26 protein-coding genes and 1 riboswitch are annotated in these 26402 nt (G+C 32.7%); of the genes, 22 read left to right on the top strand and 4 right to left on the bottom strand.

Going from position 1 to position 26402, the window contains the following annotated elements; translation table 11 throughout:
- The first annotated feature begins 681 nt into the window (after positions 1-681).
- The 3 genes from rpoD to B5D14_RS07040 all read left to right on the top strand — a co-directional run bounded on the left by rpoD (position 682) and on the right by B5D14_RS07040 (position 3519).
- Positions 682-1854: an RNA polymerase sigma factor RpoD gene (rpoD, locus tag B5D14_RS07050; RefSeq protein WP_425351959.1), complete on the top strand. Its 1173-nt coding sequence runs from the start codon at positions 682-684 to the stop codon at positions 1852-1854.
- A 3-nt stretch (positions 1855-1857) separates the two neighbouring features.
- The gene (locus B5D14_RS07045; RefSeq protein ID WP_078711897.1) at positions 1858-2529 is read left to right on the top strand and encodes a tRNA (adenine(22)-N(1))-methyltransferase; all 672 of its coding nucleotides are present in this window, start codon (positions 1858-1860) and stop codon (positions 2527-2529) included.
- A gap of 687 nt (positions 2530-3216) precedes the next feature.
- The gene (locus B5D14_RS07040; RefSeq protein ID WP_159443752.1) at positions 3217-3519 is read left to right on the top strand and encodes a hypothetical protein; all 303 of its coding nucleotides are present in this window, start codon (positions 3217-3219) and stop codon (positions 3517-3519) included.
- Positions 3520-3616: 97 nt separating this feature from the next.
- Here the strand turns inward: B5D14_RS07040 and rnjA are convergent, their stop codons facing one another.
- Both rnjA and def read right to left on the bottom strand, forming a co-directional pair.
- Positions 3617-5425: a ribonuclease J1 gene (gene rnjA / locus B5D14_RS07035; RefSeq protein WP_078711895.1), complete on the bottom strand. Its 1809-nt coding sequence runs from the start codon at positions 5423-5425 to the stop codon at positions 3617-3619.
- 14 nt (positions 5426-5439) lie between these two features.
- Positions 5440-6006, bottom strand: coding sequence for a peptide deformylase (gene def / locus B5D14_RS07030; protein WP_078711894.1), 567 nt, complete (start codon positions 6004-6006; stop codon positions 5440-5442).
- Positions 6007-6101: 95 nt separating this feature from the next.
- On the opposite strand from def, the gene B5D14_RS07025 reads away from it, so the two are divergent.
- From B5D14_RS07025 to B5D14_RS06980, 10 genes are all read left to right on the top strand, one after another.
- Positions 6102-7304, top strand: a complete 1203-nt coding sequence (locus B5D14_RS07025) for an FtsW/RodA/SpoVE family cell cycle protein (protein ID WP_078711893.1) — start codon at positions 6102-6104, stop codon at positions 7302-7304.
- Entirely contained in the window at positions 7301-7864 is a 564-nt protein-coding gene (gene rsmD, locus B5D14_RS07020) for a 16S rRNA (guanine(966)-N(2))-methyltransferase RsmD (RefSeq protein WP_078711892.1), read from the top strand. The genes B5D14_RS07025 and rsmD overlap by 4 nt, the downstream gene beginning before the upstream one ends.
- Positions 7861-8337, top strand: a complete 477-nt coding sequence (coaD, locus tag B5D14_RS07015) for a pantetheine-phosphate adenylyltransferase (RefSeq protein WP_078711891.1) — start codon at positions 7861-7863, stop codon at positions 8335-8337. Before rsmD ends, coaD begins: the two co-directional genes overlap by 4 nt.
- 96 nt (positions 8338-8433) lie before the next feature.
- Complete coding sequence (locus B5D14_RS07010) at positions 8434-9003, top strand: TetR/AcrR family transcriptional regulator (RefSeq protein WP_078711890.1); 570 nt, start codon at positions 8434-8436, stop codon at positions 9001-9003.
- Positions 9004-9005: 2 nt separating this feature from the next.
- A complete protein-coding gene (locus B5D14_RS07005) occupies positions 9006-10487 on the top strand; it encodes a phytoene desaturase family protein (RefSeq protein WP_078711889.1) in 1482 nt (493 codons plus the stop codon).
- A gap of 41 nt (positions 10488-10528) precedes the next feature.
- Positions 10529-11290, top strand: coding sequence for an EFR1 family ferrodoxin (locus B5D14_RS07000; protein WP_078711888.1), 762 nt, complete (start codon positions 10529-10531; stop codon positions 11288-11290).
- A 26-nt stretch (positions 11291-11316) separates the two neighbouring features.
- The gene (locus tag B5D14_RS06995) at positions 11317-12507 is read left to right on the top strand and encodes a glycosyltransferase (RefSeq protein ID WP_078711887.1); all 1191 of its coding nucleotides are present in this window, start codon (positions 11317-11319) and stop codon (positions 12505-12507) included.
- A gap of 94 nt (positions 12508-12601) precedes the next feature.
- Positions 12602-13255 carry a hypothetical protein gene (locus B5D14_RS06990; RefSeq protein ID WP_078711886.1) on the top strand — a complete coding sequence of 218 codons (654 nt, stop codon included), beginning with the start codon at positions 12602-12604 and terminating at the stop codon, positions 13253-13255.
- Positions 13256-13493: 238 nt separating this feature from the next.
- Positions 13494-14186 (top strand): flavodoxin family protein, encoded by a 693-nt coding sequence (locus tag B5D14_RS06985; protein WP_078711885.1) that lies wholly within the window; start codon positions 13494-13496, stop codon positions 14184-14186.
- Positions 14187-14221: 35 nt separating this feature from the next.
- On the top strand, positions 14222-14692 hold the full coding sequence (locus tag B5D14_RS06980; RefSeq protein ID WP_078711884.1) for a GNAT family N-acetyltransferase: 471 nt from the start codon (positions 14222-14224) through the stop codon (positions 14690-14692).
- A gap of 47 nt (positions 14693-14739) precedes the next feature.
- Here B5D14_RS06980 and B5D14_RS06975 read toward each other — a convergent pair whose 3' ends face one another.
- Together B5D14_RS06975 and B5D14_RS06970 are read right to left on the bottom strand one after the other, a co-directional pair.
- A complete protein-coding gene (locus B5D14_RS06975) occupies positions 14740-14943 on the bottom strand; it encodes a helix-turn-helix transcriptional regulator (RefSeq protein ID WP_078711883.1) in 204 nt (67 codons plus the stop codon).
- Between the two features lie 3 nt (positions 14944-14946).
- Positions 14947-15591, bottom strand: coding sequence for a DUF2178 domain-containing protein (locus tag B5D14_RS06970; protein WP_078711882.1), 645 nt, complete (start codon positions 15589-15591; stop codon positions 14947-14949).
- Positions 15592-15715: 124 nt separating this feature from the next.
- Between B5D14_RS06970 and B5D14_RS06965 the strand changes: the two genes are divergently transcribed.
- From B5D14_RS06965 to B5D14_RS06925, 9 genes are all read left to right on the top strand, one after another.
- Positions 15716-16162 carry a hypothetical protein gene (locus tag B5D14_RS06965; RefSeq protein WP_078711881.1) on the top strand — a complete coding sequence of 149 codons (447 nt, stop codon included), beginning with the start codon at positions 15716-15718 and terminating at the stop codon, positions 16160-16162.
- 137 nt (positions 16163-16299) lie between these two features.
- Positions 16300-17325 carry a heat-inducible transcriptional repressor HrcA gene (gene hrcA / locus B5D14_RS06960; protein WP_078711880.1) on the top strand — a complete coding sequence of 342 codons (1026 nt, stop codon included), beginning with the start codon at positions 16300-16302 and terminating at the stop codon, positions 17323-17325.
- Complete coding sequence (grpE, locus tag B5D14_RS06955) at positions 17315-17959, top strand: nucleotide exchange factor GrpE (RefSeq protein ID WP_200804775.1); 645 nt, start codon at positions 17315-17317, stop codon at positions 17957-17959. Before hrcA ends, grpE begins: the two co-directional genes overlap by 11 nt.
- Before the next feature lie 13 nt (positions 17960-17972).
- The gene (gene dnaK / locus B5D14_RS06950) at positions 17973-19793 is read left to right on the top strand and encodes a molecular chaperone DnaK (RefSeq protein ID WP_078711879.1); all 1821 of its coding nucleotides are present in this window, start codon (positions 17973-17975) and stop codon (positions 19791-19793) included.
- A complete protein-coding gene (locus B5D14_RS06945; protein ID WP_078711878.1) occupies positions 19753-21048 on the top strand; it encodes a polysaccharide deacetylase family protein in 1296 nt (431 codons plus the stop codon). The genes dnaK and B5D14_RS06945 overlap by 41 nt, the downstream gene beginning before the upstream one ends.
- Before the next feature lie 13 nt (positions 21049-21061).
- Positions 21062-22192 (top strand): molecular chaperone DnaJ, encoded by a 1131-nt coding sequence (gene dnaJ / locus B5D14_RS06940; protein ID WP_078711877.1) that lies wholly within the window; start codon positions 21062-21064, stop codon positions 22190-22192.
- Positions 22193-22264: 72 nt separating this feature from the next.
- Positions 22265-24817, top strand: a complete 2553-nt coding sequence (locus tag B5D14_RS06935; protein WP_078711876.1) for an ATP-dependent Clp protease ATP-binding subunit — start codon at positions 22265-22267, stop codon at positions 24815-24817.
- Between the two features lie 53 nt (positions 24818-24870).
- Positions 24871-24983, top strand: a riboswitch (FMN riboswitch).
- A 73-nt stretch (positions 24984-25056) separates the two neighbouring features.
- Positions 25057-25593 carry an ECF transporter S component gene (locus B5D14_RS06930; RefSeq protein WP_078711875.1) on the top strand — a complete coding sequence of 179 codons (537 nt, stop codon included), beginning with the start codon at positions 25057-25059 and terminating at the stop codon, positions 25591-25593.
- Positions 25594-25708: 115 nt separating this feature from the next.
- Positions 25709-26395, top strand: a complete 687-nt coding sequence (locus tag B5D14_RS06925; RefSeq protein ID WP_078711874.1) for a dihydrofolate reductase family protein — start codon at positions 25709-25711, stop codon at positions 26393-26395.
- Positions 26396-26402 lie beyond the last annotated feature (7 nt).

The following is a 26402-nucleotide window of genomic DNA, read 5'->3' as shown; positions in this document are numbered from 1 at the left end:
AAAGTAGAACCGAAGAAAGTAGCTACAAAAAAGACACCAACAAAAAAAGTTGAAGCCAAAAAAGTAGTTACAAAGAAAGTAGTAGCTAAAGCACCAGTGAAAAAAGTAGTAGCTAAGAAAGAAACTGCAAAACCTGTTTCTAAAAAAGTAGTTACAAAGAAAGTGGTGGCTAAAGATTCTACAAAAAAGGTAGTCACTAAAAAAGTAGAAGCAAAGAAGATTATTGCTAAAAAAGCTGTAGTGAAAGCACCTGCTAAAAAAGTAGTAGCTAAAGTTGCGCCAAAAAAGGCTGTTTCAAAGAATGTATCTGCAAAGAAAGCTATTGTGGCTAAACCTGTTAAAAAGGTTGTAGCACAAAAAGCTAAACCGATAACGAAAAAGGTGGAAACAAAAAAGGTACAACCAAAACCTTTAGCTAAAAAGGCTGTTGTAGAAAAGAAGACTGTTTCCAAGAAAGTAGCACCAAAAGTAGTTGAAAAAAAAGTTCAACCTACAGTAATAAAAAAAGATGTAGAGGTAAAGAACCCTATTTTAAGTGACGATAAGGTTAATAAGAAAAGCGTGAAGAAGAATTCGCAAGAAAAGGATGAAAAGATTAAATTGGAAACTGTTATTGAGAATGTAAAAGCCCCAGCTGATACACCAAAAGTATCAAAGAAGGATAAGCAAACAAAGATTGAAATTTATAAAGGTAAAGGCAAAACGAAACAATTAAAAACCTTAGATGAATTGAAAGAGGATTTTAAAGAAGTATTTAAAAAAGATAAAGTAATTTATCAAAATGTCATTATGAATGCACTAGATCATTTAGATTTAGATGATACTTCAATGGAAGACTTATATGAATGGTTTGCTAATGAAGAGATTGCGATTTCTGAAGATGAGGATATCGCAGAAGAACTGGTTAGTGATGATGATATTGACTTCTTAGCAGATGATGCTGAAGAAATTGAAGATGAAGTTGAAACAATTGAAAAACCAATATTAGAAATTAATTATGCTGAATCAGCTAATGTAAGAATTAATGATCCAGTTAAAATGTATTTGAAAGAAATTGGACGGGTTCCTCTATTAAAAGCAGAAGATGAACCTGAAATTGCAAAACGTATTGAAGAAGGGGATGAGGAAGCAAAGCGCATTCTAATCTCTGCCAACTTACGTTTAGTTGTATCAATTGCGAAGAAATATGTTGGCCGTGGTATGTTATTCCTTGATCTTATTCAAGAAGGTAACATGGGGCTTGTTAAAGCGGTTGAAAAGTTTGACTATACAAAAGGGTTTAAATTTAGTACTTATGCGACTTGGTGGATTCGTCAAGCAATTACTCGTGCTATCGCTGACCAAGCGAGAACAATTCGTATTCCAGTACATATGGTTGAAACAATCAACAAGTTAACACGTATTCAACGACAACTTGTACAAGATTTAGGAAGAGAGCCAACTGCAGAAGAAATTTCGGCAAAAATGGATGGTATCTCACCTGAAAAAGTTAGAGAAATTCAAAAAATAGCATTGGAACCAGTATCACTTGAAACACCTATTGGTGAAGAAGATGATTCTCACTTAGGTGATTTCATTGAAGATAAAGATGCAATGAGTCCGGATCAATACGCAAACAATCAATTGCTTAAAGATGAAATCAACATGGTTTTACAAGGTTTAACTGAAAGAGAAGAAAAAGTATTACGTTTACGTTTTGGATTGTATGATGGTCGTACAAGAACACTTGAAGAAGTAGGTAAAGAGTTCAATGTAACACGTGAAAGAATTCGACAAATTGAAGCGAAAGCTTTACGTAAACTAAAACATCCAACTCGTTCAAAACGCTTACGTGACTTTGTCGATAAAGGATAAGCTTTGAATAAAAGATTAGAAGCAATTAAGAATCTTGTTGAACCAGGAAGTGTTGTAGCGGATATTGGAACAGATCATGCTTTTGTTCCTATTGCGTGTATTAAAGAAGGACTTTCACCAAAATGTTATGCTTGTGATGTAATTGATGGACCCTGTCAAATTGCAAAGACAAATATTGAAGAAGAAGGGTTATCAAGTCAAATTGAAGTGATTAAATCAAATGGATTTGAACATGTTCCTTTAGATATCGATTGTGCTATTATAGCAGGTATGGGATTTGGAACTGCAAGAGAAATACTTGAAGATGGGATGGAACACTTATATAAGTGTAAACAAATTATCGTGCAAGTAAATAAAGACATTATAGATTTGAGAAGGTGGATATCAAATCATCACTTTACAATTACTGCTGAAAAGCTTGTATATGATGATCGCTTCTATCAAATTGTTGTATTTAATACGAACTATCATTCAGAATACAGTGACCTTCATGTTACCTTTGGTCCGTTTTTGATGAAAGAGAGAAGTGAACTATTCATTGATTACTTGAAGGATAGTTTAAATACTTACAAAATGATTGAAGAAGTATTACCTAAAACGGATGCACGTTATCCAGAACTTTCTCAAAAGATACAAATATTTACAGCATTATTAAACAAGCCCTCTGAACTTTAGTGGGGTCAAAGTGAGATTGAAAGCTAAACCAAGAGAAAAAGGGTTTAGCTTTTTTTTACCGGGTATATTCACTATATGGATGAGTGAAAAGTCACATTAGCAAGGTAAGTGAATGATTATGAAAAAGAAACGATAAATAAGATTATTAGGAAGACAATAAGCTAAATAACTATTTATGAAATGTTACAGAAATAAGCGATTATATAAGAAAATAGATGATTTTAATGAAAAATGTTAGAGAAAAATTTTAAAAAGTGTACTTTAACTGTGCAATAAATTTTTTATCTCGAACAAATTTCAAATTCATTTTGTGTTAATATGAGGTTAGCAAAGGAAATGAAAATATGGGTAGACATAAAAATGGAGATATTGAAGAGAATAATATAGTTAATGAAAGTGTGAGTGACTATAGATAATGAAAATATGCAAGAAAATATTTATTGTACTAATAATCACCTTTTCCTTTCTAGGATGCCAAGCCAAAATAAATTCTAATGCATTCTTTGAGGAAAGGAGTTGTTATCGCATGTGGGTTACAAACCAATGCATGTTTAGAATACTCGTATTCATCTGATGTTTGCACGTTATAAAGTATATCCGCTATTCATCTTCATCATTGTTTCAATTGTGAATACATTAATTCTAACTGTACTTTCATCTAAAGGCTTTTTTGGAGTGCCATTCAATTTGCTTGAAATAGTTTTTGCATTACTCTTTTCAGATTTTTATAGTATTTTCTCGATTCTAATTGCTTGTCTAACTGCTGGAATTTTTCTTTATAGAACATACAAGAAAAATGGCAACAAATTAGGACAAGGTTTAAAGAACTACTTAATTCATGCAAAATTCGAGATTACTATTGCATATATTGTTATCTTTGTTGCATGGCTATTCATCAAACCCTTTGGTGATTTCTTCTTTCCACTTGGTCTTTGTATTCTAATTCCTTTTACAATAACTCGACTTTACATAATTGCGGTTGAATCATAACAAGATAATACTAAAATTACTGCGCCAAATTGAAAAATTTCATAAAAAAATGATACATCTTCTTAGATATACCATTTTATCAATAGACAGAAGAAGCTTACGCTTCTTTTGTTTTTGAGATTCGCTTTTTAGCGTTAGCTTGCATCGCTTGCATTGCTGCTTTTTGATTCAAGATAACGGGGATAACGATTGGATTACGATTTGTTTTCTTATACAAGAATGGTTCTAGTGAACTTCTAATACAATTCTTTAGTTCTCCAAATGTTGTACGTTCTTCCATTTTTTTCTTTAATGATTCATAAACGACGACTTCAGCTTCTTTAAGTAAAGTTTGACTTTCTTTGATGAATACAAAGCCTCTACTTACAATATTAGGGCGACATAAGATTTTATTGTAGCGAGAATCGATTGTAACAATAACAGCTACTAAACCATTATCCGCAAGTAGTTGTCTATCCTTAATAACTGAAGTTGATAAACCAGAAATATCATTTCCATCAACATAAATGTCATCAGTTTGAATACGTTCATCACTTAAGAAACATTCACCATTTCTCATAACAAGCACATCACCATTACTACATATGAAACAGTTTTCTCTAGGAACACCAGTTTCAACAGCAGTTTCTGTATGTTGTACTAACATTTTATACTCACCATGAATTGGCATGAAGTATTTTGGTTTGATTAATTGGAGCATAAGTTTTTGTTCTTCTTGAGAAGCATGTCCTGTTGTATGTAGTGATGTAAGTGGTGAGTTAACTAATACGTTAGCTCCAACACGAGTCAATTGATTAACAACTGCACCAACACTATTAGTATTACCAGGAATTGGACTACTTGAGAAGATGACTGTATCTCCAGGTATAATTTTAATAAAACGATGAGTACCATTGGCAATTCTACTTAAAGCAGCAAGTGGTTCTCCTTGTGATCCAGTACAAACAATACATACTTTATTTGCAGGTAATGTATTTAGTTCAGCTGGCGTAATGAAATGACTCTTATCAATCTTGATTGTACCTAGTTTTTGGCCTATCTCAACAACGTTTTCCATTGAACGACCAAATACTGCAACTTTACGTCCACAAGCAACTGCAGCCTCTAAAATTTGTCCTACACGTAGTACATTACTTGCGAATGTTGATACAAGTAAACGACCTGGTGTTTTACGAGTTTGTTCAAGAATTGCTTGGGCTACTTTCTTTTCAGAAATTGAGAAGCCAGCAACACCAGAGTTTGTTGAATCACTTAATAAAACAGTAACTCCAATTTGACCAATATAAGCCATCTTTTGATAATCTGAATTAGAACCAATTGGAGTTAAGTCAAACTTAAAATCTCCAGTATGTACAATTCTTCCATTCGGTGTATTAATTAAAACTCCCAATGAATCTGGAATACTGTGAACAGTATTAAAGAATCCAACAGAAAAGTTTTTAGTAGAAATGCGAGTTTCATCATTTATTTCTACTAGTTTACATGCTTTCGTTAATTTTCTTTCTTCTAGTTTTTTATTAATTAATGCACAAGCAAATCTTGGTGCATAGATTTTATCAAAACGTAATGTTTGTAGAAGAAAAGGAATACCACCGATATGATCTTCATGACCATGGGTAATAATTAACGCCTTTATCTTTGCTTGATTTTTTGTAATGTAACTATAATCTGGTATTACATAGTCAACACCAAGTAAGTTTTCTTCTGGAAAACGTACTCCTGAGTCAATAATAATTATTTCATTATCATGTTCAATGCAATACATATTTTTTCCAACTTCACCTAAACCTCCTAATGCATAAATTTGAGTATCGGTGCGTGGGTTCATTTTATGTTCTTTCGTTACAGGAACCTCGCTTTTTTTAACTTTACGAGCTTTAGCCCCTGTAGAATTTACTTCTTTCATATTTTCCTCTTTCTTTATATAACTTGTGCCCCTTCAATTGGCTTGAAAGGATTTTCTTGATCAATGCGATCATAAAACAATGTGCCTGAGAAATGATCAATTTCATGCTGAAGTACGATTGCAAAATAACCTTGTGCTTTAATCGTAACATTTTTATTTTGTAACATATCAAATGCTTCTACTTTAATTCTTGCATGACGTGGTACGAAACCTTGGTGTGGATCTTCCACTGATAAACAACCCTCGCCATTTTCAAGATAAGACATTTGAACTGAATAAGAAACAATCTTTGGATTTACCAAAGCGTATTCATAATGAATTTCATTATCATTTTTATCATAATCAGTTAGTGAAATTGCAGTTAGTTGTTTTGGTATACCAATTTGGATTGCAGATATACCGACAGCAGGTCTTAGATTTTTTGCCTCAGCAATTTCGGGTATAATTGACTCTTTAACGTAGTTTAACATATTTTTCAAAATTTCTCTATCTTCATGACTCAAAGGTAGATCAACAGGAAAAGATTTTTCTCTGATTTTAGGATCAGTGTCCTTAACAATTGTATTATTATTTATTTCCATATTAAAACCTCATCTATAATGATACCAAATTTTCCAAATTTTTAAAGACAAATGTTCTAAAAAGTATCAGGATTTATGATAAAATACCTAAAGAGGTGAATTATTTGGAGAAGAAGCGAAAGTCTGGCGCACTTAGAATGCCTTATTTATATGACCGATATATTCATTTCGCTACAATCGTATTAGTGTTTTTTGGTCTTGTCATGATAACCAGTGCATCCATGGGGTTGGCAGCTGGTAATACAATATCTTTAGTTAACGTAGTTGCAAAGCAAATTATATTCTCAATTGTTGGGTATATTGCTATGTTAATGGTTGCTAAAGTATTTACGTTTCAAAGATTAAGAGACAATATTTCTTTGATTGTTATTGCAACATTCGTCTTTCTATTATTAGCACTAGCTTTCCCATCGGTAGGGGGTGCTAAGGCGTGGATTCGTATTCCAATGCCAGGGGGAGAGGTTACAATTCAACCATCAGAGTTTGCAAAGATATCGATTATGTTAGTTATGGCTGCTTATTTATGCGACTTGAAAATGAAAAAACCAACCAATTGGGAATTAATTAAAACACCAGCAATTCTTATTGGATCATTTGTATTGATTGTAGCGATTCTTCAATCTGACTTTGGTTCTGCAGTAGTTATGCTTGCAATTGCAATTATTATCTTTTTAATACCACAACATCCTCAATTGACAAAGTATCAAAAGATTGTCTTTTTACTTATTGTCGCGGGTATTGTAGGAGTTGTCTTTTTAATATCACCAATAGGGATAAATTTTGTTGAACATTTGCCTTTAGCTGAATATCAAAAATCACGTATCCTATCTGCAGTAAATCCATTCGTTGATAAGTATGGAGCGGGATATCAACTTGTTAATGGTTTAGTATCATTTGCTTCTGGAGGATTTTTTGGTGTAGGGTTTGGTAACTCTGTTCGAAAATATACAAACTTTCCAGCTGCTAATACGGACTTTATTTTAGCAATTGTGGTTGAGGAATTAGGTTTTTTGGGATTCATGGTTATTTTTGTATGCTATGGATTAATTATTATGAGACTCTTTAAATATGCGTTTAAAATGAAGAGTGAAAAGGGTAGAGTTATCCTAATAGGAACAGCAATGTATATTTTGATTCACTTTATCTTTAATGTAGGAGGAGTTACAGGGTTGATTCCACTTACGGGTGTTCCACTACTTATGATTTCTTATGGAGGATCAAGTACAATGGCTGCCATGGTTGCTATTGGTGTCTCTCAAGCAGTTATTTCAAGATACAGGCAAGGTGATTTTGAATGAGAATAGTGGCTGGAAAACATCGTTCACGAATCTTAAAAACAAGACCAGGACAAGATACACGACCTACATTAGATAAAGTAAAAGAATCCATTTTCTCATCAATTGGACCTTATTTTAATGGTGGTGATGCACTTGATTTGTTTGCAGGATCAGGAGCAATCGGTTTAGAATGTATATCACGAGGGGTGGATACGTGTTTGTTTGTAGATGCAAGCTTTGAAGCAATGAAAATCATCAAGGAGAACATTGCCTCATTAAAAGAAGAAACATGCTGTACGTGTCTTAAAATGGACTACAAACGAGCTTTACAAGAATGTGTAAGCAATCAAAAGACTTTTAGTTTTATCTACATTGATCCTCCCTATGGAAAAATTGCATATGATGAGATATTAAACTTCATTGATAAACATCATTTATTAACCAAAGAGGGTTATATCATCTGTGAAGGATTAAAAGAAGATGAATTTTTAGATCATTATCATTCATTTAAACAAAAAAAAGAAACAATTTATGGTATTACTAAAATATGTATTTATAAAGGAAATGAGGAAAATCAATGAAAATAGCATGTTATCCAGGGAGTTTTGACCCAATAACAAATGGTCATTTAGATATTATTAAACGTGCAAGTAAGATGTTTGATGAAGTTATTGTAACTATTATGGTAAATCCAAAGAAGAAAGTCACATTTGATCAACAAGAACGTAAAGAGATGATTGAGAAGTGTACTAAGGATTTGCCCAATGTAAAAGTTGTGGTTGGAGAAGGGTTAACTGTAGATTTTGCAACAAAACTAAATGCAACAGCACTTATTCGAGGGATAAGAGCAGTAGCAGACTACGAATATGAACTTCAACAAGCAACAGCAAATATGATGCTTAATGATCACATTGAAACATTATTTTTTGTTGCGCGTCCAGAATTTTCATTCTTAAGTAGCTCTGTTGCTAAAGAAATAGCGTTTAATGGTGGAGATATCTCTAAATTCATACCTGAAGCAATTAATGATTATGTAATGAAAAAATTCAAATAGAAAACAAAGAGAGGAAGTTATTTCCTTTTTTTATTGCATTTTTTTTGCACATAATATAACATATGTTATATAACGGATGTTATATAAGGAGATATTATGCCTAGATTGAAACATGTTGGTAAAGAAAAAATTCTAGAAACATCGCTTTTCATTGTACAAACAGAGGGAATTGATAGTTTGAATGCTCGTAAAATAGCAAATTATTTAAGTTGCTCAACTCAACCCATTTATTCTGAGTTTAAAAGTATGGATGATTTAAAAATTGCTCTAAAGGTAGAAGCTGAAAATACATACAAAGACTGTGTGAGTTATTATCTTAATAATAGTAAGTATTCTTCTTATTTAAGTGTAGGGATGGGCTATGTTAAGTTTGCAAAAGAACATAAGGGACTTTTTAATTTTCTATATATGCAAGCTCAAAATCAACAAGGACTCAGATTCGAAGATGTAAACTCTGATCAAATTCGATACATTTTAACGGATGTATATCAACTCACAGAAAAACAAGCAGCTGAATATCATTTGGAAATGGCAATCTATACTTATGGTTTAGCTTGTGCCTTAAATCTTGATCTTGTACACATTGATGAAGATGAAGTTGCGAATCGACTTACCAATCAATTTAATGCATTAATGTCTTTATATAAAAAGGAACAGGGGTGTTAGTTATGAAAATAATTATTATTGGAGCAGGACTTGCAGGATTATCTGCAGGAATCTATGCAAGAAAAGCTGGATATGAAGTAGAAATAGTTGAAAAAAATAATTATGCAGGAGGTCTATGTACAGGATGGACACGAAAAGGTAGTTATATCGAAGGGTGTATTCATTGGTTAACTGAATCCAAGAAAGGTGATCTAAATAAAATCTGGCACGAAATAGGCGCATTAGATGATACGGTTACAATATATGATGGTGATACTTTCTATGAAGTAAATATCAATGGTCACAAAATTAACATGTGGACAGATTTAGTTAAATTGGAGAAAGAACTTGATCAATACGCAACACCAAATGATAAAAAAATACTAAAGAAATTTATAAAAAATATTAAGAAGTCTATGAATTGTGGATCTGTTCCTTCTAAGAAACCTTTTCATTTATGGACAATGATGGAAGGTTTAAGTTATGGAATGAAAATGCTTCCTCTTATCAAAGTGATGAAGGAGTATGGAACACTTTCTATTGAAGAATTTGGACAACAGTTTGAAAGTGAAGAATTAAAATTCTTTTTTACTAATTCAATGATTCCAAGTAACTACAGTACTTCCTCTTTACTCGCTACTTTAGGTGGGTTAATGATCAAAAATAGTGGTGTACCATCAGGGGGATCAAAACCACTGATTGAAAGAGTTACTAAAAAATATGAAGCATTGGGTGGAAAACTAAATTTGAACTGCAATGTTGATGAAATTTTAGTAGAAAATGATGTAGCAAGTGGAGTTCAATTGAGCGATGGAACTGTATACAATGCGGATTATATTGTCAGTGCTTTAGATCTTCATTATCTAACTAAGCATCTTCTAAAAAATAAGTATGAAATTAGTGAAATGATGAAACGTGATCAAGATAAAATAAAGAATCCTACTTGCAGTTTAATAACAGCAATTTATCGAACAAATGCTGATTTAAGTAGAATAGCTCAAACTTCATTTTATAAGACAAACGAATATACTGTTTTAAATGAATCTTACACAAGTATTGGAATAAAACACTTTGGTTATGAACCAACTCTTATTCAAAATGGAAAAACAGTCGTACAAGTAAATCTTATTACAAATGAAGACCAATACAATCAAATAGAAAAAATGAGCAAAGAAGAATACAAAGCGTTTAAACAAGAAATATCAGATAAGTTCAAAGAAATTATAGTGAATCTCATTCCTGAAATGGAAGAATTAGAGGATTTGGATGTTGTAACGCCAAAAACCTATGTGAATTATGTTAATGCATATAAAGGATCATTTATGGCCTATGCGATGACACCCAACAACAAACAAATGATGATTATGAATAATGAATTGCCAATAAAAAACATCATCCTTGCTAGTCAATGGCAAATGACACCAGGAGGTACTCCTGTTGCAGTTGTTCAAGGTAAATTTGCTATCCAAACAATTCAAGCATTGGAGAGTAAAAAAAATAATTAAAGGTATTTCAATATTAATGATGTTTAGAAAGAGGAAAATGCATGAAGACAAGTGTGGGTATTTATTTTAGTGGGACGGGTAATTCAAAATATTGTTTAGAAAAATTATTGTATAAAATAAGTCCTAAAATAGAAATGTTTTCTATTGAAGATCCTAAGTCCATACTTGAAATTCAAGGAGCAGAAACCATTTATATAAGTTATCCAGTTCAATATAGCAATATACCAAAAATTCTAGTTGATTTTATTCATAACAATTCAGGAATATGGAATTGTAAAAAAGTATTTGTTATTGCGACCATGGGATTGTTTAGTGGTGATGGTAGTGGTAGATTAACACGTTTTCTAAAAAGTTATGGTGCAATTCCTATAGGTGGTGTTCATTTTAAAATGCCAGATTGCATAAGTGATGAAAAATTATTAAAACATACACCAAAAGAAATTGAAAAAATAATAAATGAAGCGACAACAAAAGTAAACAGAATAGCAGAACAAATTAAAGAAAACCACTATCCACAACAAGGAATGAGTTTTGGTTCAACAATGCTAGGTTGTTTTGGTCAACGGCTTTACTTTTTGAGTAAGACAAAATCATATTCAAGTAAATTAAAAATAAGTGATGATTGTATTGGATGTGGTTTATGTGTTGCGTTATGCCCTATGAAAAATATCAGTCTAGAGAATAATAAAGCAATTGCTTCAAATCAATGTACAATGTGTTATCGTTGTATAAATCAATGTCCAAAGCAGGCAATTACTTTGCTAGGTAAACAAGTATTTCACCAGCATACAACCGAAGAGTAGAGGAATTTACATGAAAAAAAATTGCTATGTTTACAATGGGGACAAGGGGAGATGTTCAACCTTATCTTATATTATCAAAGGCACTTATGAAGCAGGGGATGAGTGTTACATTAGGTACACATCCTTGTTGGAAGGAACTTGTTGAAAAACAAGGAGTTACATTTGTATCGATAGGACTTGATGTCGATATTGAAATTGAGGCATCTAAAATAAGAGGCAATAGTAAAAATCCAATGATGAGTATGTTAAAGACAATGAATTTTGTATTTAAACTTATTGAGCAATCATCAAATGAGATTTATGAGTGTTGTAAAGAGAAGGATTTAATTGTTGTTACGCATAGTCAAATGGGAGCAGCGGAAGCAGAAGCACTAGGTATTAACACAATCAATGTAACACTTCAAACTGAAATGCTACCAGAAGTAAAAAAAGAAAAAACAATGAAAGAAAAATTAATTGCATTGATAATTAATCCTGTCATGGCAAAGCCTTATAATAAAATAAGAAAAAAGTATAATTTAAAGAAAGTAAAATCAATGGATCAAGTAATGTCTAAAGAGTTAAATTTAATTCCAATTAGTCACTTAATGCAAGAAACAAATCCTTATTGGGCTAGTAGCAATAAAGTAGTTGGTTATTGGTTTTTAGATGATGAGTTATTTACACCATCGAAAGATTTAGAGCACTTTTTAAATAATGGAGATAAACCAATTATATTAGCTCTAGGTGCTATGTCATTTGAGAGTAAAGAAGAAGTGGATAAACTGAATTGTTTTATAGAGGCATTTACGACTACTAATAAACGAGCAATCATTCAAGGGTTTAAGAAGTCACTACAACATATTTCTCTTCCTGAAACAATGCTTGCGATAGAGTCAGTACCACATAGTTGGTTATTTAAACAAGGATATGCAGTCATTCATCATTGTGGCTTTGGTACATCAGCATCAAGTCTTATTTATGGAATTCCATCGATTTGTATTCCTCATGTATTAGATCAAGTTGGATTCGCACAAAAACTAGTTAAATTGAATGTTACGCCAAAACCAATTTTGATTGGCGATCTTACAAAAGAAAATCTTGTACAAAGAATCAATGATTTGGATGAAAACTACGGAAAGTATGTAGAAAATTGCATTCGAATTTCTAAGGAAATTAAAGAAGAGGATGGATTGAATAAAACAATTGAACTCATTGAACAGATTATTGAAAAGTAATCTTACTAAGTCAGTAATATTTATTAAAGTAAATATTTAGGCAGATAAAAAAGCTATCTAAAATATAAAGTTTAAAAATAGTGTTGGAGGAAATATGAAAGGAATCAAATGGGATTATTTAAATTATGCTATGCTTGCATTCTTGGGGCTGGGCTTAGAAATGGGATTATTACTTTTTGTTGAACCCTTTATTTTTAGTGGGACGATCACGAGTCAATACTCTTCGCTTCAAAAAATTATTCATTGGGTAGCTACGATGTTTTTGTGGGTAGGTATGATTGTATATATCATTGTTGATTTGAAGAAGGTAAAAAAATTCGATGTATTCAATTACACAAAACCTAGTTATAAAGGGATTGTAGTAAGTATAATTTTGGTGATTATCTGTATTGGAATGAATTATTATGATTGGCACACATTAAAAATCATGGCAGAATTTCAAAGTAAGAGTTTTATTCTATTTCTGTTTCAATATCTATATTACTTTGTGGAAATTGGTTTAGTTTTACTTATATTAATATGTGGACAAGCTTTCTTTGAAGAAAACTTTCAACAAAGAGAGGGTGTTCCTTATGGTGGACTTGTTCTTTGTTTTACTTGGGGGATTGTTCATTACTTATCAAAAGGATCGTTATCTACAGCAATGGCAGTTATGATTTATTCAATCCTTTTTGGATTGATTTATACAAATATGAAAAAGAATACGTTGTGGACGTATCTTTTGATTTTATTGGCGTTTATTATTTAGTTGAGAAAAATTCTTACTCTACATGCAGATAGTACCAAGAATCTATTGCATACATTTTTCTATTACTAAAAGAAATCATTTTTGACAAATACCTTAAGTCGTATGACAATGGATAGAGTAAATTGTAAGTTTTTTATAGAACTCTTTTTTAAATATGAATTTAATGATATAAATGTATTGTGATAAATTAGAAAAAGGGATAAGAGAAATTGATTCATTATTAAGGGAGAGAAATAGCATGAAAGTTGTAATGATTAACGGTCAAAATCATAAAGGATCTACATATCATATTGGGAAAATACTGTGTGAAAAAATAACGCAAGAAAATGAAATAACAGAGTTTTTCTTACCCAAAGATTTAAATCATTTTTGTACGGGTTGTTTAGCTTGTATACAAGATGAATCAAAATGTCCTTTTTATAATCAAAAGAAGGTCATTATGGATGCAATGGAAGAAGCAGAGATATTAATTTTAACAACACCTACGTATTGCATGGCGCCATCTGCCCCAATGAAAGCTTTCATTGACTTGTTTTATCAATATTGGATACCACATCGCCCAAGGAAAAGTATGTTCTTAAAAAAAGCCATCGTTGTTTCAACGGCAGCTGGGGCTGGGATGTCAAAAGCGATTGAACCAGTAAAGAGAACGCTTAAATATTGGGGAGTTCCTAATGTCTACACGTATGCTCTTGGCATTCAAGCGGGTAATTGGGAAGAAGTAAGTGAAAAGAATAAAATTAAGATTGAAAAGGATATGAAAAGATTATCAGAGAAAGTTAAAGATTCGAAAGTAAAACAACCCAGCTTATATATTAAGTTTATGTTTAATTTAATGGTAAAAGCAAAACAAAAAGAAGACTACTTTTCTGATGAATCGAAACATTGGAAAGAGCAAGGTTGGTTGGATTCTAAAAAACCTTGGAGATAGCAAATTTAAATTAAATAAAGATTGGAAAAATAGATATGATAAAGTATATAAAATTAGAAGATAAAGATATAAATTTATTTAAAAAATGGTTAAAAGAACCACATGTAGCTGCATGGTATGAAGATCCTGAAGATTGGATTGAGGAAGTTGAAAAAAGAAATGGAAAATATAATTGGTTACATCATTTTATTGTAGAAGTTGATGATGTACCGATTGGATTTTGCCAATATTACGAATTAAAAAATAGTGGTGAGACATGGCATGGTGATACAAGTTTGGAAGGGACATATAGCTTAGATTATTTAATTGGAGAAACACAATTCTTAAGTAAGGGATATGGAAAACAAATTATTCAAGGATTAACGAAGATGATTGAATCGCTTCCAAATGCACAACGTGTTTTAGCACTTCCAAATTTGAAAAATCTACCATCATGTAAAACATTTGAGTCGTGTGGCTATTTGTTTGATGATAAAAATGAGTTGTATCAATTTGAATTTAAATGAGATATACGTAAAAAGATTCCTTGCAAGTATGTGCTTTGCAAGGAATTTTATTTAAATATAAAAATATCTTCAATAGGTGCATTAACAGCTCTGGATATGTCTATCGCAAGTTTTAAAGATGGATTGTACTGTGCTTTTTCAAGGCGCATGATGGTTTCTCTACGCACACCAACACAATCTGCAAGTTGTTCTTGTGTTAATCCTGCAAGGGTGCGATATGTTTTTAGATTGCAAGTAAATTCATTATCCATGATTTAATACTCCTTTGTTTCATATCTATAGAGTAAATATTTACTTAAGAATAAAACTAAGGCGTAAATACAGGAAACAGTAATCACCATGAAGATTGCAATCCATTCTGTATTATTTCTAAATAAGCCCATGCCAATTAACCAAATCATAAAGAATAAAATAATAAACCCTATCTTGTATGCTGATAATTCAGCTTTTTTTTCATTTAATATGAATAGTTCATCTCTTAAAATATTTGACAGTTTTCCTTCGTAAAAGAAGCCAAAGAAACCAAAGAAGGTAAAGAAGATAAAAGGAAATAAGGTATGATCAATAGAATAAGTTAAAAATCCAGAAAATCCCATAAATCCTGCAAAACCTAAATAACCAAGTTTAGGTGAAATAGTTCGTGTATGTTGATTGTCGTTTGTTTTTTTAGATGCTATCGCTTTTACAATTTGATAAATAAGCACAATGACATAAAGGAATAAGAAGAGACCAGAAAGAACCATGGGTGTATCTTGAATGATAAAATGGTACGTATTAAAATCAGTAGGTTCAACTAAGCGACTTTGATTAAATAGTACAGAATAACCGATAGAACAAAGAAGCATGAGTACAACTGCAATTCCACCCAATACGAAGTATTTAATCGTTTTCTTTGACATAGAAACCTCCCGATGTGATATATTTATCACTTTATGATACAAATATATCACATTGAGATTTAAAGTCAATATCCATTGAGCGATGATTACAAAAGAAGTATGATATTTGTATGAGGATAAGTAAATGAGAATTAGCGAAAACATCGAATTACTAAGAGATAAAGATGCAAACATTGCATATAAAGCACTAAAAGAACTAATTGAGGTAAGTAAGAGTTCAAATGAAGTTTACACCTATGTAAATGATTTTATCGAAATGATGCATGATGAGAATTCATATGTTCGAGGACGAGGGTTAAGATTACTTGCTTATAATGCGAAATGGGATAAATCAAATAAGATCAATGAGTGTATCGATGAGTATTTATCACATTTTGAAGATGATAAGCCGATTATATCAAGGGGATGTATTCAAGATTCTGTGCTTATTGCCAAAGCAAAGCCTGAATTGAGTGCTAAAATCATGGTTGCACTTGAAACGTTTGATCGTATTTATCAAGATAGTATGCAAAGTTTAATCTATCGTGACCGTAAAACTGCAGCAAACAAAATAAGACAAGGAGAAGAGTAAAAGCCTTTTAAAAAAGGCTTTTTTATATTAACATTAAATCATGAAAAAAATTAGCACACATTTGTTGACAGTGCTAAAAGAGTGTGTTATTGTATTAGCAGACATTAAGAATGAGTGCTAAATGGAGGTGGTAAAAAGTGCTGACACAACGTAGAATTGATATATTTAGAGCAATTGTCGATGAGTTTATTCAATCAGCTGAACCAGTTGGTTCTAAGACATTAATGGAAAAGTATGATTTACCATATTCTAGTGCAACAATTCGTAATGATATGCAATTTCTAGAGGAATTAGGATACTTGGAAAAAACACATACATCAAGTGGAAGAATACCAAGTACACTTGGGTATAAGTTCTATTGTGAAAATCTATTGGAAGCAAAAATAGATCCTAAAATGGAATTAGCTATTCAAGATTTATTTGTGAATCATCATCTTAATTTAGATGAAGTGATTATGCAAAGTTGTAACATCTTGTCACAAATGACAAATCTAACAACCGGAGTTCTAGGACCTGATGCATCAATGCAGCGGTTAGAACATATAAAAATATTTCCAATTAATGAAAGAAGTGCTGTGTGTGTATTTATTACTGATAATGGACATACAGAGAATAGAACATTTAATTTCAATGATGATGTTTCGATTCAAGATATTGAACAATGTTGTTCAATATTGAATGATCGTTTAAAAGGAACATACATACATGATGTGGTTGAACGTATGCAAGCATTAAAGCCAATCTTGGCTGAAAATGTTGTAAGACATGAAATGTTATTCCAAGCATTTGTAAAAGCATTCATGAAATTTGCGAGTGAAAATGTTTACTTCTCAGGAAAGAACAATCTATTGTATCAACCAGAATTTGCAGATATTGAGAAACTAAAACAACTTATGACAATGTTGGATAATCGTTCCTTATGGCGCCAACTTGGTAAGCAATCACAAGAGTTAGTGGTTAAAACACAAGAAGGTTCTAAAATGGTTTGGGTTGATGATGTAGCTGTTGTATCAAGTAAATTTAGAGTTAGTGATAGTGAAGAAGGCGAACTTATGGTCGTAGGTCCTACAAGAATGGATTATGATAAAGTCGCATCACTGTTGGAATATGTATCAAGTACGATTGAAAAATTCTATGGAAATGGAGGAAAACATGGAAGATAAGAAAAAAGACGAAATGGAGCATGAAATTCACGAGGAGCATTGTGAATGTGAACATGACAAAAAACACGAAGGGTGTGGACATGGACCAAAACATGAAGGATGTGAGTGTGAAGTTGAACCAAAACATGATCATGATCCAAAACATGAAGGACATCCTCATGACAAACATAAAAAACATGAAGAGGCACATCAATTAGTAGAGAAATTAAAAGAAGAAATTGATGTTCTAAAAAATGATTATGCAAAAGCTTATGCAGATACGGAGAATATGAGAAAACGTCTTCAAAGCGAATTTGATCAAGCGAAGAAATATCGTATTCAAAGTTTTGCGTTGGATATATTACCTGTAATTGATAACTTGGAAAGAGCGTTAGAAACGCCATCTACAGAAGAAATAGAAAGTTATCGTAAAGGTGTTGAAATGATTTACAATCAATTGATTCATGCCTTACAAAAAGAAGGCGTTGAAGAAATTGAGGCTGAAGGACAACCATTTGATGCAAACTTCCATCAAGCTCTAATGGCTGAGCATGTAGATGGAGTTGAGCCAGGAATGGTTACACAAGTATTACAAAAAGGTTATAAATTAAAAGATCGCATATTGCGTGCTAGCATGGTAAAGGTTAGCGAATAGGAGGAAAAATTATATGGCAAAAATTATTGGTATTGACTTAGGTACAACAAATAGCTGCGTAGCAGTTATGGAAGGAAAAGAAGTAAAAGTTATAACAAACCCTGAAGGAAATCGTACAACTCCATCAGTAGTGGCATTTAAAAACGGTGAAAGAATCGTTGGGGATGCTGCAAAACGTCAAGTAGTTACAAACAAAGATACAGTAAGTTCTATTAAGCGTTTAATTGGTACAAATGAAAAAGTAACACTTGAAGGTAAAGAATATACACCACAAGAAATTAGTGCAATGATTCTTCAATACATGAAGACATATGCAGAAGCATATTTAGGAGAAAAAGTAGATAAAGCTGTTATTACAGTTCCTGCTTATTTCAATGATGCACAACGTCAAGCAACAAAAGATGCAGGTAAAATTGCAGGTTTAGAAGTTGAACGTATTATTAATGAACCAACTGCTGCAGCTTTAGCATTTGGTATTGATAAAACAGAAACAGAACAAAAAGTATTAGTCTTTGACTTAGGTGGAGGAACATTCGACGTTTCTATCCTAGACTTAGCTGATGGTACATTTGAAGTATTATCAACAGCAGGTGACAACAAACTTGGTGGAGATGACTTTGATAATGTTATCGTTGATTGGATGGCTGCTGAATTCAAGAAAGAAAACGGAATTGATTTAAAACAAGATCGTATGGCTTTACAAAGAATGAAAGAAGCTGCTGAAAAAGCGAAGAAAGATTTATCAGGTGTAGTACAAACTCAAATTAGTTTACCATTTATTAGTGCAGGAGCTAATGGACCATTACACTTTGAAACAACATTAACACGTGCTCAATTTGATCAAATGACTAAATCACTTGTTGATCGTACAGTAGGACCTGTTCGTCAAGCACTAAGTGATGCAGGTTTAACAAAGAATGATATTCATCAAGTTCTATTAGTTGGAGGATCTACACGTATTCCAGCTGTACAAGAAGTTGTTCGTCAAGAACTTGGTAAAGAACCAAACAAATCAGTTAACCCAGATGAAGTAGTTGCAATGGGTGCTGCAATTCAAGGTGGAGTTATTTCGGGAGATGTTAAGGATATCTTATTACTTGACGTTACACCATTATCATTAGGTATTGAAACAATGGGTGGAGTTATGACTGTTCTTATTCCTAGAAATACAACAATTCCTACATCAAAATCACAAGTATTCTCTACTGCTGCAGATAACCAACCAGCTGTTGATATTCATGTATTACAAGGTGAAAGACCAATGGCTAATGACAACAAGACACTTGGTAATTTCCAATTAAGTGGAATTGCACCAGCTCGTCGTGGTGTACCTCAAATCGAAGTTACATTTGATATTGACGTAAATGGTATTGTTCATGTCTCTGCATTAGATAAAGGTAATAACCAAAAACAATCAATTACGATTTCTGGTTCTAATGGATTAAGTGATGCTGAAATTGAAAAGATGGTAAAAGAAGCTGAAGAACACAAGGCTGAAGATGAAAAACGTAAAGAAGAAATAGAAATTAAAAATAAAGCTGAACAATTCATTAATCAAATCGATGAAACATTAAAGACTGATAATGCAAATGTTACAGAACAACAAAAAGAAGAAGTAAAGAAATTACGTGATGAATTACAAGCTGCAATTGATGCAAATGATATTGAAACATTGAAATCAAAAATGGAACAATTAGAAAAAGCAGCAAATGATATGGCTCAAGCAATGTATCAACAACAAGCACAAGGACAAGCAGGTCCAGATCAAGGACAAGCAAATACAAGTGCTAACGATGACAATGTTGTCGATGCTGACTTCACTGAAAAGAATTAACATCATCAAAATCCTAGGTCTTACTCTAGGGTTTTGTTGCCTCATTAGTATGGCGGGATGTTCATCAAAAGAAAATAAAGATGAGCCAAATCAACCAATAAATAAAGATGTACAATCCGTAAGCAATGAGTACAAAAATATTAAAGTTAAAACTACAAGTCAAACTCCAATTTTTAAACTTACTGATGGAAAATTGACAGAGGCAGGAGTCTTTGAAGCTAATACTTATTTGGATATTGCTGATCAAGATGCTGTTGCAGATGTGATTCCAGTACAAGGAACAGATTGGTATGTAAAACAAAGTGATGTAGCAAATAGTGAAAGATGGTTTAAAAATCAAACTCACCTAGTACCTTATGCATTAGCTTTAACTACGAATGATACGTACCGTATTGAAGATAGTTATGGTCAGTTACAAGCCAATAGTTCACTAGCAGATATTTATCAAGTTTATGTAAAACCAAGTAGTGATGACCCAAGATATGGTGTACTCATTCAAAACGGAATTTATTATATTCCAGAAAGTGATGTAAAAGAAGTAATGGAAAGAGCGGTTGAAGAGAATCAAAAAGAACTTGCAACTGAAGTTCCGGTGATGATGTATCACTTCTTCTATGATGAATCACTTGGTGAAACGCGACTTGATGTGAATTATGTTGAAGTTAATGAATTAAGAGAACAAGCAGAGTATTTAGTGAATAATGGATTCACTTCATTAACAATGCGTGAGATACAATATTTTATGGAAGACCGTGCACAAGTTCCTGCTAAAAGCTATGGATTTACAATGGATGATGGTCATGAGTCTGTTTATAAATATGCATATCCAATTCTAAAAGAATATGGAATCAATGCGACAATGTTTATTATTGGTGGTTGGATGGATCCAACATTACCTTATGAACTTTGGGAAATGCGAGAAGAAGGTATTGAACTTCAAAGTCATAGTTTCTTAATGCATCAAGGTGGGTGTTCTGGTATGGGACATGGTGGTCGCCTTATGTGTGTAGGGTATGATGATGGAGTGGCTGATACAATTCAGTCTTATGAATATGTTGATGGTGGATTTGTTTATTGTTATCCTTTTGGTGATGTAAATGAAAATGCGATTACTATTATGAAAGATTCAGGAACAAAACTTGCATTTACGACAGAGTTTGGTAAAATACATCCTGGTATGGATGTACTAAGATTACCAAGAATTCGTGTTACTGGTGGTGCAGGTATGAATCAATATATCAATCACTTAAATTAAGGAGGGATGAACTATGGCGAATAAAAGAGACTATTATGAGGTGTTGGGTCTAGCAAAAGGTGCAAGTGAAGCAGATATTAAAAAGGCTTACCGTACACTTGCAAAAAAATACCATCCCGATATGAATAAAGATGCAGGAGCAGAAGATAAGTTCAAAGAAATAAGTGAAGCTTATGAGGTATTAAGTGATCCTCAAAAGAAAGCTTCATATGATCAATTTGGACATGCAGGAATGGAAGGCGCAGGATTTGGTGGTGCTGGAGGATTCTCTGGTGGTGGATTTGATGATTTAAATGATATCTTTGGATCATTCTTTGGAGGTGGTTTTGGAGGTTTTGGCGGACAACAAGGTCAAGCAAGACGTAATGGACCACGCAAAGGTCAAGATCGCTTTATGCAAATGAAAGTGGAATTCATGGATGCCATTTTCGGTAAAACAGAAACGATCAACTTAGGTGTTGATGAACAATGTAGTGAATGTTTAGGAACTGGTGCACACAGTAAAGATGATATTACAGTTTGTCCTACATGTGGTGGTTCTGGAACAGTAGTAACACAACAAAGAACACCATTTGGAGTATTCCAAAGTCAATCAGTTTGTCCTACATGTAATGGTACTGGTAAAAGTATCAAGCGTAAATGTAGCAAATGTGGTGGTAAAGGATATGAACATAAGCGTGTTAGCGTTGATGTGAAAATTCCTGCTGGTATCCAATCGGGTCAACAACTTCGAGTTCAAGGAAAAGGTGAGCGTGGAGAGAATGGTGGACCTAATGGTGATTTATACATTGAAGTACTAGTAAAGAAACATGATTTCTTCACACGTGATGGTAAAAATATTTCAATTAGTATTCCAATTTCAAGTGTTGATGCAACACTTGGATGTCAAGTAGATGTACCTACTGTTTATGGTGATGTAGAACTTACAATACCAGCGGGTACGCAAACAGGAACGAAGTTTAGATTGAAAGAAAAAGGTGTTAAAGATTCTCGTGGTGCTGGAGATCAATATGTTATTGTAGATGTTGAAATCAATAAAAAGTTATCAAAAGAAGAGAAAGAGCTTTATAAAAAGCTTCAAGACTTACAAAAGAAGAGTGGCAAAGAATCTGTCTTTGATAAGTTTAAGAAAGCATTTAAATAAGGGTCCTAGGGACCCTTTTCTAAAACAATAGAATTAGCACTCTGTATCAATAAGTGCTAAAGGAGGGAACACATGGATTTTGAAAAAATGACGGAACGACTTCAACGAATTTTGATGCAAGCAGCAAAGTTAAGTCAAGAATTAAAGAATAGTGAGATTGCAACTGAACATATCCTTCATGAAATGTTTCTTGATGATGGGTTAGATGGTTTATGGAAAAGATTAGAAGTTAATAAAGAACCGCTTCTTTCATTAGTTGATACCTATATGGAGCGTTTACCTAAGGTTGACCAAGTACCACAACCAATGATGAGCAGATACATTGTCAATGGATATAATGAAGCACTAAAATGGAGTAAGAAGCAAGATGAAACTTATATGAGTACTGTTGCATTTCTTATTGGTATGTTATTTAATGGCTCTGAAGTTTCAAAAGCAATTATCGACAAAACAAAATTAACAGAAAAACAAATAGAGAAAGTAGAATTAGAAAGACGAGGTGGAATGAGGATGACTGAAATGAGTATGGAAAATCAAATGGATGCACTTGAGAAATATGGGCGAGATTTGGTTGAAGATGTAAAATCAGGTAAGATTGATCCAGTAATTGGACGCGATGAAGAAATTCGTAGAATTATTCAAATCTTATCAAGAAAAACAAAAAATAATCCAGTTTTAATTGGTGAGCCTGGTGTTGGTAAAACGGCAATTGTTGAAGGTTTAGCGCATCGTATTGCAGGGAATGATGTTCCTTTTGGGTTAAAGGATAAGAAAGTAATAGAGCTTGATATGGGTTCACTTATTGCAGGTGCAAAATATCGTGGTGAGTTTGAAGAAAGATTGAAAGCAGTTTTAAATGAAGTAAAGAAAGCAGATGGGAATATCATTTTATTCATCGATGAAATTCATAATCTAGTTGGAGCTGGTAAAACGGAAGGGTCTATGGATGCTGCAAATTTATTGAAGCCAATGTTAGCTCGTGGTGAATTAAAATGTATCGGTGCTACAACATTTGATGAATATCGTCAATACATTGAAAAAGATGCTGCTTTGGAAAGACGTTTTCAAAAAATTCAAGTGGATGAGCCATCAGTAGAGGATACAGTTTCAATATTACGTGGATTAAAGGAAAGATTTGAAGCGCATCATGGTGTACAAATCCTAGATGAAGCTATCATTGCTTCAGCCTCTTTATCACACCGTTATATTACAGATCGTTTTTTACCTGATAAAGCAATAGATTTGATTGATGAAGCATGTGCATCGATTCGTGTTGAAATTGATTCGATGCCTACTGAACTCGATGAATTAAATCGTAAGAAAATGCAACTTGAAATTGAAGCGACAACATTGAAGAAAGAAAAAAGTGATAAGTCGAAACAACGTTTGGAAGAATTAAAGAAAGAGTTATCTACGATTAAAGAAGAATATGCAATCTTAGAAGAAAAATGGAAAGATGAAAAGAAACGTTTGGATGATGCTAAAAATGCTAAAGAAGAATTAGAACGTAAAAAACGTGAATTACAAAATGCTGAAAATGATGGTAATTTTGAACTTGCAGGTAAATTGAAGTATTCAGAAATTCCAGCATTGGAAGAAAAGATAAAACAAGCATCAATCATTGATAACGATCGTATGTTAAAAGAGATAGTTGATGAAGAAATGATTGCGAAAATCGTAGCACGTTGGACGCATATTGAAGTAAGTAAACTGATGACAACTCAAAGAGAAAAACTATTACATTTAGAAGATATTTTAAGAGAAAGAGTCATGGGACAAGATGAAGCACTAAAACTTGTTACAGAAGCAATTCTTCGCTCTAAAGCTCAAATTCAAGATGAGAATAGACCAATAGGATCATTCCTCTTCTTAGGACCTACAGGTGTTGGTAAGACTGAGGTGGCAAAAGCATTGGCTCAACAATTATTTGATGATGAATCAAAGATTGTGCGTATCGATATGAGTGAGTATATGGAAAAATTCAGTGTATCTCGTTTAATTGGTGCTCCTCCTGGATATGTAGGCTATGAAGAAGGTGGGCAACTAACTGAAGCAGTACGACGTAAGCCATATTCTATTGTATTACTTGATGAAGTTGAAAAAGCTCATCCTGATGTATTTAATATCTTGTTACAAATTTTAGATGATGGACGTATTACTGATTCTAAAGGAGTAACGGTAGATTTTAAGAATACTTTAATTATTATGACAAGCAATCTAGGTGCGCAATATGCATTTGAAGCAGATAAAGCACTTAGAAATAATCACTATATTACAGAGGTAGGTAAGTATTTTAAACCTGAGTTTGTTAATCGTATTGATGAATTAGTTGTATTCAATGCATTAGGTGATACGGTACTTGTACAAATAGCCGATAAATTCTTGAAAGAATTAGCACACCGTTTACAAAACAAAGATATTGCAGTTGAATTTAGTACTGCATGTAAAGCGAAAATCATCGAATGTGGTGTTGATCCTGTCTTTGGTGCTCGACCAATGAAACGTCACATTCAACGTTCAATTGAAACATTGCTTGCAAAAGAAATTTTAAAAGAACAATCACTTGCGGGAAAGACGCTTCTTGTTGATGTTGAAAATGATGAGTATGTAATAAAACAAAAATAAGGGCTTGAAAAGATGTTGGTTATACGTTATCTTATAATTAACATTTGAATACAAAACGTCTTCAGGGTAGGGTGAAATTCCCAATCGGCGGTAAACCCCGCGAGCATATGCAGGAACTGGTGTAATTCCAGTGGCGACAGTAAAGTCTGGATGAAAGAAGATGTGTTTATCAACCCTTTTGATAAAACACCTGAAAGACAATCGTTTTTCAGGTGTTTTCTATTAGGAGGAGAGAATGTATGAATTCAAGAGTTAAAAAACTTGCAGTACTGGCGATGCTTTGTGCTATTGCTTATGTTGTGATGGTAGTAGGAAGGATACCCATCGTTTTATTCTTAAAGTATGATCCAAAAGATGTAATTATTACGCTGGGAGGATTTATGTATGGTCCTTTAGCAGCACTTGCGATTTCATCAATTGTATCTATTATTGAAATGATTACAGTTAGTGGTACTGGGGTAATTGGATGTATCATGAATATAATATCAAGCTGTAGTTTTGCATGTGTTGCAGCATTTATTTACAAAAGAAATCCATCATTTAAAAGTGCAATTATTGGGTTGGTGATTGGTGTATTTACGATGACTCTTGGAATGATGATATGGAATTATTTGATTACACCACTTTATATGGGTATTGCAAGGGAAGCGGTTGTAAAGTTGTTAATTCCAGCATTTTTACCATTCAATTTATTTAAAGGATGTATGAATTTAATCTTTGTATTACTTTTATATAAACCAGTGTTAAGAATATTGAAACTAGAAAAAAATAGTTAAGTTGAATGAATATGCATTCATGTAAAGTGAGTGCATATTTTTATTTTGCTTGTGATAATTTAAATGATGATTGCAATTTGAAAATATCTTGTTACCATAGTCTTGAGGTGATGTTATGAAAAGACCAATTACAACTTTGTTTATGTTAATGTCGATTGATGGAAAGATTACAAGTGGTGACAGTGATGAATTAGATTCTGACAAAGATTGGAAAACAATAGTGGGTGTAAAAGAAGGAATTGGGCAGTATTATGATTTGGAACAATGCACTGATTTGTGGTCATTAAATAGTGGTCGTGTTATGGAAAAAGTGGGAATGAATGATAAGGCAGTTGCACAATTTAAATCTCCAGTTTCATTTGTAATTATCGATAATAAACCACATTTGAATGAAAAGGGTATTCTTCACCTTTGCAGTTGGTTAAAGCAGTTAGTAATTGTTACAACAAATAAAAATCATCCTGCTTATGCAATGAACCTAGATAATTTATCAATACTCTATCAAGAAAAATTTGATGGTGAAAAACTGTTAGATGAATTAGCAAGTAACTACAAGGTAGATCGATTAACGATTCAATCTGGTGGATCAATGAATGGATATTTCTTAAGACATAAATGCTTTGATTATCTTGATATTGTGATTGCTCCATTATTAGTAGGTGGAAAAGATACAACATCGCTAATTGATGGTGAGTCAATAACTTCAAGTAATCAGTTACATTTGTTGAGTAGTTGTCGATTGATTGAAGCACAAACATTAGAAAATTCATTTGTAAGATTACGCTATGAAGTATTAAAATAGAGAAAGA

Source organism: Anaerorhabdus furcosa, from assembly GCF_900167375.1.
Lineage (GTDB): Bacteria > Bacillota_I > Bacilli_A > Erysipelotrichales > Erysipelotrichaceae > Anaerorhabdus > Anaerorhabdus furcosa.
This window is presented reverse-complemented; position numbering and strand designations above follow the sequence as displayed.

Bases quoted from the DNA above. Each gene is read 5' to 3' on its own strand.
- rnjA (WP_078711895.1), bottom strand. From the start codon at position 5,425: ATGAAAGAAGTAAATTCTACAGGGGCTAAAGCTCGTAAAGTTAAAAAA.
- def (WP_078711894.1), bottom strand. From the start codon at position 6,006: ATGGAAATAAATAATAATACAATTGTTAAGGACACTGATCCTAAAATC.
- rsmD (WP_078711892.1), top strand. From the start codon at position 7,301: ATGAGAATAGTGGCTGGAAAACATCGTTCACGAATCTTAAAAACAAGA.
- coaD (WP_078711891.1), top strand. From the start codon at position 7,861: ATGAAAATAGCATGTTATCCAGGGAGTTTTGACCCAATAACAAATGGT.
- B5D14_RS07010 (WP_078711890.1), top strand. From the start codon at position 8,434: ATGCCTAGATTGAAACATGTTGGTAAAGAAAAAATTCTAGAAACATCG.
- B5D14_RS07005 (WP_078711889.1), top strand. From the start codon at position 9,006: ATGAAAATAATTATTATTGGAGCAGGACTTGCAGGATTATCTGCAGGA.
- B5D14_RS07000 (WP_078711888.1), top strand. From the start codon at position 10,529: ATGAAGACAAGTGTGGGTATTTATTTTAGTGGGACGGGTAATTCAAAA.
- B5D14_RS06995 (WP_078711887.1), top strand. From the start codon at position 11,317: ATGTTTACAATGGGGACAAGGGGAGATGTTCAACCTTATCTTATATTA.
- B5D14_RS06990 (WP_078711886.1), top strand. From the start codon at position 12,602: ATGAAAGGAATCAAATGGGATTATTTAAATTATGCTATGCTTGCATTC.
- B5D14_RS06985 (WP_078711885.1), top strand. From the start codon at position 13,494: ATGAAAGTTGTAATGATTAACGGTCAAAATCATAAAGGATCTACATAT.
- B5D14_RS06980 (WP_078711884.1), top strand. From the start codon at position 14,222: ATGATAAAGTATATAAAATTAGAAGATAAAGATATAAATTTATTTAAA.
- B5D14_RS06975 (WP_078711883.1), bottom strand. From the start codon at position 14,943: ATGGATAATGAATTTACTTGCAATCTAAAAACATATCGCACCCTTGCA.
- B5D14_RS06970 (WP_078711882.1), bottom strand. From the start codon at position 15,591: ATGTCAAAGAAAACGATTAAATACTTCGTATTGGGTGGAATTGCAGTT.
- B5D14_RS06965 (WP_078711881.1), top strand. From the start codon at position 15,716: ATGAGAATTAGCGAAAACATCGAATTACTAAGAGATAAAGATGCAAAC.
- grpE (WP_200804775.1), top strand. From the start codon at position 17,315: ATGGAAGATAAGAAAAAAGACGAAATGGAGCATGAAATTCACGAGGAG.
- dnaK (WP_078711879.1), top strand. From the start codon at position 17,973: ATGGCAAAAATTATTGGTATTGACTTAGGTACAACAAATAGCTGCGTA.
- B5D14_RS06945 (WP_078711878.1), top strand. From the start codon at position 19,753: ATGACAATGTTGTCGATGCTGACTTCACTGAAAAGAATTAACATCATC.
- dnaJ (WP_078711877.1), top strand. From the start codon at position 21,062: ATGGCGAATAAAAGAGACTATTATGAGGTGTTGGGTCTAGCAAAAGGT.
- B5D14_RS06935 (WP_078711876.1), top strand. From the start codon at position 22,265: ATGGATTTTGAAAAAATGACGGAACGACTTCAACGAATTTTGATGCAA.
- B5D14_RS06930 (WP_078711875.1), top strand. From the start codon at position 25,057: ATGAATTCAAGAGTTAAAAAACTTGCAGTACTGGCGATGCTTTGTGCT.
- B5D14_RS06925 (WP_078711874.1), top strand. From the start codon at position 25,709: ATGAAAAGACCAATTACAACTTTGTTTATGTTAATGTCGATTGATGGA.